At 64.3% G+C, this 13,564-nt stretch carries 11 protein-coding genes; 6 read left to right on the top strand and 5 right to left on the bottom strand.

The window, feature by feature from the left end; genetic code table 11:
• Position 1: 1 nt before the first annotated feature.
• Entirely contained in the window at positions 2–952 is a 951-nt protein-coding gene (locus tag BRAGE_RS0101795; RefSeq protein ID WP_027560746.1) for an ABC transporter permease, read from the bottom strand.
• Positions 953–979: 27 nt separating this feature from the next.
• Positions 980–2,671: a peptide ABC transporter substrate-binding protein gene (locus tag BRAGE_RS0101790; RefSeq protein ID WP_027560747.1), complete on the bottom strand. Its 1,692-nt coding sequence runs from the start codon at positions 2,669–2,671 to the stop codon at positions 980–982.
• Between the two features lie 219 nt (positions 2,672–2,890).
• On the opposite strand from BRAGE_RS0101790, the gene BRAGE_RS0101785 reads away from it, so the two are divergent.
• Positions 2,891–3,523, top strand: a complete 633-nt coding sequence (locus tag BRAGE_RS0101785) for a cupin domain-containing protein (protein ID WP_028146178.1) — start codon at positions 2,891–2,893, stop codon at positions 3,521–3,523.
• 140 nt (positions 3,524–3,663) lie between these two features.
• Complete coding sequence (locus BRAGE_RS0101780; RefSeq protein WP_027560749.1) at positions 3,664–5,526, top strand: ATP-binding protein; 1,863 nt, start codon at positions 3,664–3,666, stop codon at positions 5,524–5,526.
• Positions 5,527–5,532: 6 nt separating this feature from the next.
• Here the strand turns inward: BRAGE_RS0101780 and BRAGE_RS0101775 are convergent, their stop codons facing one another.
• Positions 5,533–6,558: an AraC family transcriptional regulator gene (locus tag BRAGE_RS0101775; protein ID WP_027560750.1), complete on the bottom strand. Its 1,026-nt coding sequence runs from the start codon at positions 6,556–6,558 to the stop codon at positions 5,533–5,535.
• A gap of 188 nt (positions 6,559–6,746) precedes the next feature.
• Between BRAGE_RS0101775 and BRAGE_RS0101770 the strand changes: the two genes are divergently transcribed.
• From BRAGE_RS0101770 to BRAGE_RS0101755, 4 genes are all read left to right on the top strand, one after another.
• A complete protein-coding gene (locus tag BRAGE_RS0101770) occupies positions 6,747–7,196 on the top strand; it encodes a cupin domain-containing protein (protein ID WP_027560751.1) in 450 nt (149 codons plus the stop codon).
• A gap of 108 nt (positions 7,197–7,304) precedes the next feature.
• Positions 7,305–8,795 carry a flavin-containing monooxygenase gene (locus BRAGE_RS0101765; protein ID WP_027560752.1) on the top strand — a complete coding sequence of 497 codons (1,491 nt, stop codon included), beginning with the start codon at positions 7,305–7,307 and terminating at the stop codon, positions 8,793–8,795.
• Positions 8,796–8,865: 70 nt separating this feature from the next.
• Positions 8,866–9,939, top strand: a complete 1,074-nt coding sequence (locus tag BRAGE_RS0101760; protein ID WP_027560753.1) for a hypothetical protein — start codon at positions 8,866–8,868, stop codon at positions 9,937–9,939.
• Between the two features lie 341 nt (positions 9,940–10,280).
• Complete coding sequence (locus BRAGE_RS0101755; protein ID WP_141263090.1) at positions 10,281–11,063, top strand: hypothetical protein; 783 nt, start codon at positions 10,281–10,283, stop codon at positions 11,061–11,063.
• A 121-nt stretch (positions 11,064–11,184) separates the two neighbouring features.
• Here the strand turns inward: BRAGE_RS0101755 and BRAGE_RS47605 are convergent, their stop codons facing one another.
• Positions 11,185–12,045 carry an alpha/beta hydrolase gene (locus tag BRAGE_RS47605; RefSeq protein ID WP_051377660.1) on the bottom strand — a complete coding sequence of 287 codons (861 nt, stop codon included), beginning with the start codon at positions 12,043–12,045 and terminating at the stop codon, positions 11,185–11,187.
• A 159-nt stretch (positions 12,046–12,204) separates the two neighbouring features.
• Positions 12,205–13,548: a cytochrome-c peroxidase gene (locus BRAGE_RS0101745; RefSeq protein WP_027560755.1), complete on the bottom strand. Its 1,344-nt coding sequence runs from the start codon at positions 13,546–13,548 to the stop codon at positions 12,205–12,207.
• Positions 13,549–13,564: the final 16 nt, after the last annotated feature.

Genomic DNA, 13,564 nt, shown 5'->3' with positions numbered 1-13,564 from the left:
TTCAGCCCACCCGGATGCGCGGATCGACGACGGCGTAGAGGATGTCGGCGAGCAGCGAGCCGATCAGAACCATCGTCGCCGAGAACATCAGGATGCCCATCACGACGGGATAGTCGCGATAGCCGATGGAATCGAGGAACAGACGCCCCATGCCGGGCCAGGTGAACACGGTCTCCGCCACCAGCGCGCCGCCGAGCAGCGTCGGAAACTGCAGGCCGGCCACCGTGATCATCGGCAACAGCGCATTGCGAAGCGCGTGCACGATGAGGATGCGCCATTCCGGCATGCCCTTGGCGCGCGCGGTGCGGATGTAGTCCTGGTTGATCACCTCGAGCATGGAGGAGCGCATGAAGCGGCCCCACATCGCGGTCTCGACCAGCGCCAGCACCATCGCCGGCGCGATCAGATGATGCAGGAGATCGAGGAAGGAGCCGTCGCCGATGGTCTGGCGGTTACCCGCCGGCAGCCAGCCTAGCTTGACGGAGAACACGTAGATGGTGACGAGGCCGAACCAGAAGGTCGGGATCGACAGCGCGATCATGGCGCCAACCGTGGCAAGCGAATCGAACAGCGAGTAACGGCGCAGCGCGCCAAGGATGCCGATCCAGCAGCCGAGCAGCACCGCGATGATCGTCGCCGTCGCCATCAGCTCCAGCGTCGCGCCGAGATGCGAGGAAATCACCGACAGCACCGCCTCGCCGTCGCGATAGGACTTGCCCCAGTCGCCTTTCAGCATGCGGCCAAACCAGTCGAGATACTGGATCGGCAGCGGGCGATCGAGGCCGAGCTGCCTTGTGACGCGGTCGAGATCCTCCTGCGTCATCTGCCCGGAGACGGCGAACTGCGAGAGCGGACCGCCGGGCGCCAGATGCAGGAGGGCGAAGCCGATTGCCGAGACGATCACCAGCAGCATGATCGCCTGCGCCAGGCGGTTGACGACGTAGCGGGCCATGTCAGGCGGTCCAGCGAGCCAGACGCATCAGGCCCAATACCATTCGCGGATGTTCCAGCAGTTGATGGAGGTGTTGATGTTGGGACGGAAGCCTTGCAGCCCCTCCTTCACACCCTCGGCGATGAAGCCCTGGAACATCGGCAGGATCGCAAGATCGTTGCGGATCAGCTTCTGCAGATCGCCATAGGTCGCCTTGCGTTGCGCCAGATCGAACTGCTTTGCGCCCTCGGCGAGGAGACGGTCGGCCTCGGGATTTTTGTATTGATAGGTGTTGTAGCCGCGGCCGCCCTTGGCGGGAATGGCGCCCGAGCCGAAGCGCGGCGTCACGTCGGGGTCGCTGCCGAGCATGAAGTTCACGGACACCAGCACCGAATTGAACTTCGACTGCTGCCAGAAATCGCCCCAGATCACCGCGGCCGGCATGTTGTTGACACGCATCGCAGCACCGATCGCGCGCCAGTCCTGGATCAGGAGCTGCTGGGTCTGCTCGCGCACGGCATTGCCTGAGGTCGTCGAGTTGGTGAATTCGAGCTTGACGCCGCCCTTCTCGCGCACGCCGCCCGAGCCGCGCACCCAGCCGGCCGCATCGAGCAGAGCATTGGCCTTGGCGGGATCGTATTTGTGCTGCGGCAGCCCCTGCTGGAACGACCAGGCCTGCTGCGGCACGAAGCTCTCGGTCTGCGTCGGCAGGCCGTAGTAGAGCGCGTCGATGATCGCCTGCTTGTTGATGGCAAGATACAGCGCCTCGCGCACCGCGCGGTCGGCGAAGGGACCGAATTCCAGGTTGGGCGCGATGTGCTCCACCGAAGACGTCGCGGAGACGAAGATCTTTCGGCCCTTCAGCGTCTTCGCCTCCTGCACGAAGTTCGGCAAAATGCCTTGCAGGCCGGTGTAGTCGACCTGGCCGGTGCGGAACTGGGTGTAGAGCACGGTGAGGTCGGGGATGTATTTGAACACCACGCGTTCGACGTAAGGTCCTTTGCCGTGATAGCCGGTATGGGCATTGAGCAGGATGTGGTCGCCGGGCACGCGCTCACCCCAGCGGAACGGCCCGGTGCCGACGGGCGCATTGTGGAACGGCGAGGCGTTCGGATCGGTCACCTTCTCCAGGATGTGCTTCGGCACGATGAAGGTCAGCGATCCCAGGATGGACATGTAGGGCGAATACGGCGCTTCCATGCGCCAGTGGATCTCGTCCACTGCTACGACCTTGATGTCCTTGACGAGACTGTGGCCGACGCGGCTGCGTGCGCGGAAATTGGGATCGTTGATCAGCTCGAGCGAGAACTTGACGTCGTCGGCCGTGAACGGCGTGCCGTCATGCCACTTCACGTCGTTGCGCAGCTTGATCTTCCAGGTCAGACCGTCGGCCGACAGGCCGCCATTTTCGATGGTCGGCACTTCGCGCGCGAGGTCCGGAACGAAATTGCCCTCGGGATCGATGTACCAGAGCAGCGAGAACACCTGCCACCAGACGCCCTGATCGACCTCGATGCCGGGCATCAGCGGATGAAACACCGTCGGCTCCTGCGACAGCGCCGCGATCACCTGACCGCGCGGCTTGTCCGGCGGATTGGTCGGGCGTTCGGTCTGGGCGATGGCGCTGCCTGCGAGGCTCCATCCCGCTGCGGCGCCCGCGCCGAGCTGGAAGAACTGACGGCGGTTCGGACTGCCGAGACGCACTGCCTCAATGCCGAACTTGCCCATGTCATCTGCCATGACCAGTCTCCGTTCCCGCACGCGGCACCGTCTCCCGCGCCCCCGAGACCCCGGCAAAGGGACAGGAAGTGGGCTTTAGTGCTTCTAAATTTTTCGATCAAAAGTTCATCATGACTAAATACAGCTGTCAATCGCATTGCTAGTATGCGCGACCTTTTCACTGTGACTGAACCTCGGATCGACGCGGTCCCGGGGTGATACGATGCATGGGAGAGCGACATGGATGGTCGCGGCGATACCAACGGCACCAAGGACGCACCGGCGATCGAGGCCGACGATGCGGTCGACCAGCGCCTCGGCGAGACCGTGCGGCTGCTGCGTCAGCGCGCCGGACTCTCGATCCAGGACGTCGCCAACAAGACCGGCCTCTCCAACGGCATGATCAGCCAGCTCGAACGCGCACGCGCGATGCCGTCGATCCGCACGCTGCGCCTGCTCAGCATCGCGCTCGACGTTCCCATCTCCTACTTCTTCGAGACCAGCGATCCCACCGATGTGCAGCGCTACATCGTGCGCAAGAACAACCGGCGCCTGCTGCGACTCACCGCCAGCGGCGTCGTCAAGGAAGCGCTCACCCCTGACGGCAATGGCCAGCTCGAACTCTACGAGCTCACGCTCAACCCCGGCGCCTCCTCGGGCACGGACTTCCTGCAGCACACCGGCGAGAAGGCAGGCTACATCCTCTCCGGCAGCCTGCGGCTGTGGCTCGACAACCAGGCCCATGTGCTGGAAGCCGGCGACAGTTTTCGTTTTCCGAGCATCGTGCCGCACATGTTCGACAACCCGACCCAGCAGGTGGCGCGCGCGATCTGGGTCACGACGCTGCGCCAGACCGATTCGCCGGCAGGTTGAGCCACGCCAAATTCCCGGCGGCCCCCGGGCGCCGCAAATTGACCATCGACGGAGACGCGGGCAGTCTGTAGCTCACGTGATGCCGGCCTCGTCGACAAGGCGGCGGGACGGTGCGCTTCTGGCGTCTTTGGTATGAGAGCATGAAACTCAGGGGGCTTCTGACACTCGCGATCGCCACGCAGGCCGTCGTGACCAGTGCCGCTCTCCTTATCTCTTATGCCGTGACCGACGCCACCGGCGGCTTCGGCATCGCCCAGGTCATCGCCCTGCTCGCAAGCGTCGTCGTTGCGGTGCTGCTTGCGCGGCTGTGCACGGGCTCGATCGAGACGGCGCAGATGAAGCATACGGCCGCAGCGTTGGCCGAGCAGGCGCAGGCCGGCGCGCAAGCAACGCAAGCCGTCATCAAGACCGCGCTCGATGCCTTCATCCAGACCGACGCGAACGGCGTCGTGCTGGAGTGGAGCTTTCAGGCCGAAGCCCTGACCGGATGGTCGCGCAAGGAGGCGCTGGGCACCGATGTCGTCGACCTCCTCATCGCCGAACCACTCCGCGCCGGCTTCCGGCAGCGGATGATGCGGCTGTTGCCGGAGCTGTCGCATACGCCGATCGGCATCCGGTTCGAGGCAACCCTGCTGCATCGAAATGGCGACGAGATCCTGATCGAGGGCTCCAGCACGGCGCTCCACGTCGGGACGCGCCACCTCATCAACATTTTCGTCAAGGACGTCACCCAGAAGCGCGCCGCCGAGGAACAGCTGATCCAGGCGCAGAAAATGGAGGCGGTCGGGCAGCTCACCGGCGGCATCGCGCACGAATTCAACAACATGCTCACGGTGATCACCGGCACGATCGAGATCCTCGCCGACGCCGTGAAGGACAACCCGCCGCTCGCGACCATCACCAAGCTGATCAGCGAGGCGGCGGACCGCGGCGCCGTGCTGACGTCGAGCCTGTTGTCCTTTGCGCGCAAGCAGGCACTCCAGCCGGCCGAGATCGACGTCAACGAGCTGCTCGAGGAGCTGGCAAAGCTGCTGCTGGCGACCTTCGAGAAGAAGATCGAGATCGTGACCAGGCTCGACGGCAATGTCTGGCTCGCCTTCGCCGACCGCGGCCAATTGAGCTCAGCGCTGCTCAACCTTGCGATCAATGCCCGCGACGCGATGCTGGACGGCGGCAGGCTGACGCTGACGACGCGCAACGTCGTGTTCGGCGTGCGCGAGGCAGTGGCGGTCGGCGCCGGCTATGCCGGCGACTATGTCGAGATCGAGATCGCCGACACCGGCACCGGCATTCCGCAAGCCATCCTCGAACGCATCTTCGATCCCTTCTTCTCCACCAAGGATGTCGGCAAGGGCACCGGGCTCGGCCTCAGCATGGTGTTCGGCTTCGTCAAGCAGTCCGGCGGCGGCATCAAGGTCTCCTCCACCGAAGGCCGCGGTACGATCTTCACGATCTACCTGCCGAAGGCGGAGGCGAGCACGCTTCGCCCGACCGGTTATGACGAGCGCAAGATCGTCGGCGGAACGGAGACCGTCCTGTGCGTCGAGGACGACCACGATGTCCGCCAATACGTCACGGTGCAACTCGAAAGCCTCGGCTACAAGGTCATCCCCGCCGTCAACGCGGCCGAGGCGCTCGCCATTTCGGCGCAAGGCACGCCGTTCGACCTGCTCTTCACCGACATCGTGATGCCCGGCGGCATCAATGGGCGCGAGCTCGCGGAGCGGATGGTTGCGGCACGTCCCTCGCTGCGGGTCCTGTTCACGTCGGGCTACGCCTACGACTCGCTGCATGCGCAGGGACGCGCCACCATGGGCGCGCCGCTTCTGACAAAACCCTACCGCAAGGCCGAGCTCGCGCGCATGCTGCGCCGCTCGCTCGACACCGCGGTCGATTCCGCAGGCGATCCGATCCCCACGCCCTATTCGGTGCAGGCCGATGTCGAGGGCTTCTTGCGCAGGCAGGCCGCCGAAGACCGCCGCACGACGTGGCCGCGAAAATAGCAGCGCCTAGCTCATCCTACGCCGCAGCGTCGCAGACGGCGTCTCGCCGAATTTTTCGCGGTAGGCGCCGGCCATGCGGCCGAGATGGGTGAAGCCGAGATCGAACGCGATCTCGGTGATCGAGGCATCGGGCGCGGCCTGCGAGAGGCGCCCATGCAGGCCGGCGAGGCGCATGTCGAGCAGCATCTCCGAAATCGACACGCCGAAGTGACGGCGGAAGCCGAGCTGGAGCGCGCGGATGCCGACGCCGGACGCGCAGGCGAGCTCTGCGAGATCGAGCGGCTCGCCGGCATTGTCGGCAAGATGGTCGCGCGCGGCGCGAAGCGCGCGCGGCAGACGCTCCGCGTGGCCCGAAAACGTCCGGATCGCATCCGATAGGCCATGGCGCTGGCCGTTGAGGAGACGATCGAGCAGCGCCTCGCGCCAATCGGCCATCGCGAGCGGCGACAGCCTGCCGGAGGGACCGAGACGCTCGGCGAGTTGCATCAGTTCATCGAGCTTCTTGCGGAGATCGTGCCCGGACGGCGCCTCCAGGTCGATCACAGGATCGAACTCGACCGGCCCCGCCGCCTTGCCCGACAGAGCCGCAGCGCGCTGCTCGACCATGCGGCGATCGAGCAGCAGGATGATTTGCGCACAATCCGTCCAGACCATCCGGGTCGGAATCGTCGGCGACAGCAGCGACGCCGTCCGGCCCGCTGCGGTCTCGATTTCGCAGGCTCCGGCACGAATGCGGGCGGCGCCGGTGAGCGGGATCTGCACCAGGAAGAAGCGGTCGAGGCAGCCGGGATCGATGCTCACCGATCCGCCATAGGCGACGTAGTTGATGGAAAAGCCTGCGAATGCCGCGCAATTGTGCCGGGCGGAGAAGCCGGTTGCGCGCGCTTGCGCCGGCTTGAGATCGTGCGGACAGAAGATGCGCCCGATCTGCTCGGCAGCCTCGTCGACATCATCGGTGGTGACGCGGGCGAAAGCCGCCAGCCGTTCAGCTGTGGCTACCCTTGCGCTCGTTTCCTGCACGGCTACGGACATCGTCGACCACGCTTCGCGTCGCGGAATTGCTTTAAGCCTATAATAGTTTCCCCGACGCGAGAAGGGCCGCGGCTGCAAAATCGTCGTGCTGCATGGCAACAGCCACGTCCGGATTCGTTTAGCGGATAGACAGGCGGCCCAAGGCTGACCGAAGCTCCGTCCCCGCCGGAATCCATGAGGAGCAAGCCATGACTGCACTCGAAAAGGGCATTACCGCCAATGGCACGGGCTATGGGGGCAAGAGTTGGAACATCCTGGGCCAGGTCTACTTCCCCAAGGCCGTCACCGATTCCACCTTCGCATTCGAGACCAACAGCGACCCCGGCCAGTTCGTGCCGGTGCACATCCATCCGACCCAGGACGAGTTCATCCTGGTGCAGGAAGGCACGCTCGACCTCAAGCTCGACGGCAAATGGGTCAAGGCCCATGCCGGTGACCTCGTGCGCATGCCGCGCGGCATCCCGCACGGCTATTTCAACAAATCCGACAAGCCGTGCCGCGCGCTGTTCTGGGTCTCGCCGATGCAGAAGCTGGAGGCGCTGTTCAACCAGCTGCACAATCTGACCGACCCGGCTGAAGTCGTGCGCATCTCGGCGCTGCACGAGGTCGACTTTCTGCCGCCCGAGGCCAACGACTAGGCGCAGCGCGCCGCCTCGCCCACCTCCATCTGCTTGCAGCTCCGCCGGCCGCGCCTTGCGGCCGAACGTGGCCGCTTGCGCGCGAAACACCTGATTGCGAGCCATCCCATGGTCAGTCCCAAGCATGTCTGCGTGATCGGCGCCGGCGTCTCCGGCCTTGCCGCTGCAAAAGCGTTCTCCAGCCGCGGCCACCGCGTCACCATCGTCGAGCGGAGCGCCGATCTCGGCGGCGTCTGGGAGCCGGCGCGCTCCTATCCGGAGGTGCAGACCCAGAGCCCGAAGGATCTCTACCGCTACACCGACCGCGCCATGCCGGACGCCTATCCGGAATGGCCAACCGGGCCGCAGGTCCACGCCTATCTCGCCGATTACGCCAGGAGTTTTGGCCTCGACCGCATGCTGCGCCTCAATACTGAAGTCGCCGGCATGGCGCGCCGCACTGACGGCAAGCCGGGCTGGACGCTTACCCTGACGAACAAGGGCGGGACGCCGTCGAACGAGGAGTTCGATTTCGTCGCGGTCTGCACCGGGCAGTTCAACGAACCGCGCGAGCTGCATTGCCGCGGCGAAGGCAGCTTCCTGGGCCAGGGCGGCCAGATCCTGCATTCGTCGAAATACGGCGATCCCGCGCTGGCGAAAGGCCGCCGCGTCGTCGTGCTCGGCGGCTCGAAATCGGCGACCGACATCGCCGTGAACGCGGTGAAATCAGGCGCGCGCGAGGTCACCATCGTGATGCGCGAGCCGGTCTGGCGCATCCCCTACTTCATCGGCGGGCTCGTGAACTTCAAGCACATCCTCTACATCCGCGCGCAGGAGGAGATGTTTCCAGGCTGGGGCGCCAGCGCGATGGCGCGGCTTGCCCACCGCATTGCCGCGCCACTGGTCTGGGCGAACTGGCGAGGGCTCGAAAGCCTGCTCAAGGCGCAGCTCAAGCTCGGCCGCTGCAAGATGGTGCCGAAGGAGCGGATCGAGGACGGCGTCAACTGCTCGGTGCCGATCGCAACGCCCGGCTTCTATCCGATGGTCGCCGACGGCCGCATCAAGGCCGTGTTCGGCACGTTCGATCATTATGAAGGCGACACCATCGTGATGAGCGGCGGCGAGCGCATTGGCGCCGACGTCGCGGTGCTCGCGATCGGCTACAAGCTCGGCGTGCCGTTCCTGCCGGCGGCATATCAAGAGAAGCTGGTCGACGCCGACGGGCAGTACCGGCTCTACCGGCTGATCGCCAACCCCGACCTGCCAGAGCTCGGCTTCGTCGGCTTCAATTCCTCGTTCTGCACCGTGCTCTGCGCTGATTTGGCCGCGAACTGGCTGGTGCGCTATGCCGACGGCCAGCTCGCCAAGCAGCCGACGGCGCAACAGATGCGCGACAACATCGAGATGATGCTGCACTTCAAGCGCGTCGAGCGGCCGGCCGCCGGCGTCTATGGCGGCCTGTGTGTCGCACCCTATCACTACCGCCATTTCGACGAGCTGATGGCCGACATCGGCGCGAAGGAGCAGAAGCGCGGCGGGCTCAAGGGGCGCTTCCAGCCGCCGGATGCGGATGCCTATGCGAAGTTCCTGGCGACGGCGCCGGACTACCGGGCGGCATGAGAGGAGAATTGCGGCTGCATGCCTCTGATGCTTACGATCTCCCTGGCCATCGAATCGACAGGAACCAGCCATGGGATCGAGACGACTTGCCGCCGCGGCCCTTGCGGCTGTTGCCCTCTTCGTCACGGCGCAAGCCGTTGCACAGACGGGCGCGCTGACGACGCGGCAATCCGAGGCACTCGCGACCTATGAGCGCGCGCTCGGCGAGTTCAAGGCCGTTCTCGCCGAGCGGCGCAAGCAGATCGACGCGAAGCAGCCGCTACCGAACCTGCCGGGCCAGGCGCTCTATCTCGCGCGCGTCGCGGTCATAAGTAGCTACAAGGATCTCACCGACGCCATGCCGTCGCGGATCGGACGGCCCAACAAGTTCGAGATCCCGCCGGCCTATTTCGATGCCGACATCGAACCGCTGATCGACGAATACGGAAAGCTGTTCGACATCATGGAGGCGCCGCCGGCCGGCGCGCAGAACTCGCCGACGCCGTTCAAGGACGTGGTCGATCTCGCGGTCGCGATTGCGCGCGCCAAGGGGCTGGCACCGGTTCACGCCGAAGCTGCGGGCCGCATCAGCCTCGGGCTGTTCTTTGCGGAGACCAACGGCAAGCAGAATGTCCGTAACGGTCGCTCCAACACCTATATGGGCAGCTTCCAGACCGGCCCGTCCGAAGACCGCAACGGCCGCAGGAAATGGGACGCGATCAAGGGCGAGATCGCAGGTCTCGATCCCGAGCTGAGCGCGCGCGACGACAAGGAAGAGGCGCGCGCCCGCGGCACCGACTACCGCTTCAATCACTGGACCAATGTGCGCGACGGCCTGATGAACGCACATGCGGATCTGTTCCGGGAGATCCCGGGAATCGTGAAGACGCTGCCCGACCCGGTCGACCAGATGAAGCTGTTCGAGCTGATCCAGATTGTCCCCACCCCCACGAGGTCCGCGCTCAAATCCGGCGATCTCCTGAGCTATCGGGTGTCCAGCCCTGCGATCATGAAGCACCTGCGCAACAACAGCATCTTCGCGTTCGGGCAGGCCGACCGGGCTCGAACGTCCGCCAGCTTCCGGGAAATCCTCGCCGCGATGTGGCTGTTCAACCGGAAGTTCGAGCGCGCGATGGCGAAGTACGCGGAGATCAAGCCGCGCTGACGCATCGTAACGACGACGTGCAGGCGATGACACCGGACACCCAGCGCCGGCACAATTCAAGATAGAGTGTGAGCCAGTTCATATCTGCGGCCTTGCGCCGAGAGTAACTTCGCAAGAAGCAGGAAGATGTCTCGCCTCCCGACGCCAAGGCGTTGCGGGTTTCCGGACGTCACGTCGAGCGAACATCTGTCAATCCATAGGAGGACAGGTCATGAAGTTCGCAGCACTGTTTTTTGTCTTCGCTCTCGCCGCACTCACGACGACTGTGCCTGCAGGCTCGGCCAACGCGTGCGCGCGCCCTTGTGGGCACTATTGTTGCGGATAATCGGCGGAGAACTCCAATGCGCCCATTCCTGAAATGGGGGGCATTAGTGGCGATCGTGAGCATCGCACCCTTGGCATCCGTGGCTGCGATACATCTCCACAAGCCCCCGAACAAGCTCAACGAAGCCATCACCGCGATCGGCTTTCACCCGATAACGCCACCAGTGCTCTTGCGCGCTCCAGGCTCGATCTACCATGTCTCGTCGAACGGCCAGGACTACGACATGCTGTGCGAGGTCTCGCCGGACCGACTGATCGGCGTGACCCGCACCTCGTCTTCAGCGACCCAGGTCACCTCCGAATTGCGAAAGACGCAATATTCGCTCGACTCGAAAGTCGTGCATTCGATCCAGTCACATACCGATGCAAAATTGGCGGAAACCCTGAAGCTCGAGCTCGATGACGTTCAGGTCCTGGAAATATCGCTTGAAGATCTATCGATCATTGCAGACGAGCTGTTCCAGCGCGAGTCCTGCGATCGCGAAGTGAGACGGTATCTGGAAAACGGCGAATACGTTTGCCAAGGACAGCGGGTTCTCAAGGCGTCGACGAAATACGTCGCGGCCTATGACAACGCAGCATCAGGCTCCGTGGAGCAAACGACAGACTTGATCAAGAACAATTTTGACCCGACCGTCAGCATACAGGGCGGCCAGAGCGTCTCTGGAGCGAACCTCTATTATGGGATGAGGCTGGCACCGCGGTGTCTGTCGCTCAAGGACGCAAAAAGGCAGCCACGGCCGCCGCTCTCGATCTGGGACAGGCTGGTCAATCACTTTCCTTCGCTTGAGTTCTTTTGAATAGCGCTCTGCGATTCAACACGCCCGGCCGCGGTCGGAGCGTTCGTGCAAGCGATGACTGACGTCACCGGCACAGCCACCACGGCTTCAGCCACGCCCCGCATGCGCGCGCCGCCGCAATCTATGGAGCTCGCTTGTCCTTGGCCGCGATGAACTCCGCAATTCTGTCGACTGCCTGTTGTTCGACGCCGTAAAAGCCATGCGCCGCATAGGCCTCGCATGGATCGGACCTTGGCCGGTCGCCGCCGCTGATCAGGACGATTGCGACCCGACCAGCCTGCGTCAGGCGCTTTGCGAGGGCCGGCGCATCGGTCGCGGGGGTAAACTCGCAGGCATCTTCGCTGTGCGACACGATGAGCGTGGGCACTCTGATCTCGGGTAGCGCCATGTCGATGACGCCCTGGGGGTAGTCCCTGGCAATTTCCGGAAAGGCCTTGGCCAGCGAGGACCCCGGCGCAATACGTGTAACCGTCGAAGTCAGCACGAGACCATCAACCGCGCTGGCCGCGATGGCGCCGTGTGCCGCCGACCAACTGCCCGCGCTGGTACCGACGAGCCACACCGGCACATCGGCCTGGCGCTTCAGGTGGTCGACGACGGCGCCGATGTCGATCGCATGCTCGTTGCTGAGGCGGAAAGACCCACTCATGCCCCTCGGCTGGTCAGATGGAGCGTCGATCACAGCCACCATGAAATCGTGCTCGGCGAATCTCTCGCGACTGCGCACGAGGAAATTTCCAGCCACGAAAGCATATGGCCCTACCTGCGGAGGCGGCGTCCTGTTCAGCCGCAGAAGACCGCTACCCCCGGCAAACAGAATGACGGATGCAACGGGATGCTCAGGCTTTATCAGGATGAAGGCTTGTTGAACGCCGCGCGGCGTCGTCATCGAGACAATCGATGCGTGCTCCCCGAAGGCTTCGTTCCATGTCATGAACGAGAGAATTCCGAGCGAAGCAATCAGGTGAAGCACACGATCCATGGCGGGGCTCCAGCAATTTGCCATCCCTTTCGATCCGGATGCGGCAAGACTTACAGAGCCTAGCATAGCCGCTCGCCTTGCGGCACGCTGCGCCTCGCCAACCGGCTTCATCCCGCCCGCAGCAATCAGGCACGAACCGGGCGTTCGCGAGCCCGCGTGTCAGTTCTCCACCTTGTAGCCGTCCGTCAGCGTATTCAGGAACGCGATGATGTCGGCTTCGTCCTGCTCCGTCATCGCCGGCTTGTCGCCGGGGTGGCGATCGAACGGCGGATCGGTGACGTCGACATTGGCGTGATATTTTTGCGGCAGGTCGTCGTATTTCAGCACCGTGCCGTCAGCTGAGCGCGGAAACACTTTCTCCGGATTGGTGTCGCGGAAATTGTAGAAATCCATCACCTGCTGAAGGGTGCTGAAGACGCCATTGTGGAAGAAGGCTTGCCGCGCCGCACTGTTGCGCAGCGTCGGCGTCAGGAACATGCCGCAATATTGCGTCTGCTCGGGAATGTCGGTGCGATGCGGGCCGCAGACGCCGAGGTCGAAATAATTGGGGTCGCGATTGTTGGCGAGCGCGGCGTTGCGCGGCGCGCCGAGTGCCTCGTACTGATGATCCGTGAACAGTGGCGGCAGGCCGTCGCGGGTCGGCGCCGAGGCGTGGCATCCAGCGCAATTGGCCTTATCGGGATCGTTGAACAATTGCAGGCCGCGTAGCTCGCTCTCGGAGAGCCGCGCCTTGCCTTCGAGCCAGTAATCGTACTTGCTGGTGTAGGGATGGAAGCTCGGCTCCTCCACCTGATAGCGCGCGACCGCGAACATCGCCTCCGCAATCAGCAGCCGCTGATTCCTCATCACACCGGCGCCGAACAACTCGACGAAGCGGCCAGCGTAAGGCGCGTTGCGCAGCTTGCCCGCGACGATCTCGGCGCTGCCGCCGTCCATCTCGTTGGAATCGAGCAGCGGGAACATCGCCTGGTCTTGCAACGTGTCGGCGCGGCCGTCCCAGAACAGGCCGCCCTGCGGCACGATGTTCGCCGACGCGCCGGTGCCGCCCGCGGTCTTGGTCGTGCGCGCCGCCTGCTGGCCGATGGCCGCCATCTGCGCGAGGTCGATGATGTTGTCGTCGTCGCCCTTGTCAGGGCCGATGCTGAAATTCGGGTGGCGGTCGAGATAGGTCAGCGACGGCACCGCGCGTGCGCCCTGCCGTGACAGATTGGCGCCGCCGAGCATGACCGGGCCATCGTTGGGCGGGCCGTAGGCGTGATCCGGGCTATGGCAGGACGCGCAGGAGAGCGTGCCTGATGACGACAGCGAGGCGTCGTAGAAGATTTCCTTGCCGAGCAGCGCCATCGCGGACAACGGCGCGACGGGCGGACGCATGAGACGAACCGGATTCGGGTTCACACCAACCTGGTTCGACTCCGCCAATCCTTGCGTCCCGGCAGCAAAGACGGCGCCGGCCAGACAAAGCAGGCCGGCGCCGAGGAGCCACAGAGTGCGGCTGTTCATTCCGTAGCGTCCCGTT

This window comes from Bradyrhizobium genosp. SA-4 str. CB756, assembly GCF_000473125.1.
Classification (GTDB): Bacteria; Pseudomonadota; Alphaproteobacteria; order Rhizobiales; family Xanthobacteraceae; genus Bradyrhizobium; species Bradyrhizobium arachidis.
The sequence above is the reverse complement of the archived record's forward strand: the minus strand, read 5'-3'. Positions and strand labels throughout refer to the sequence as shown.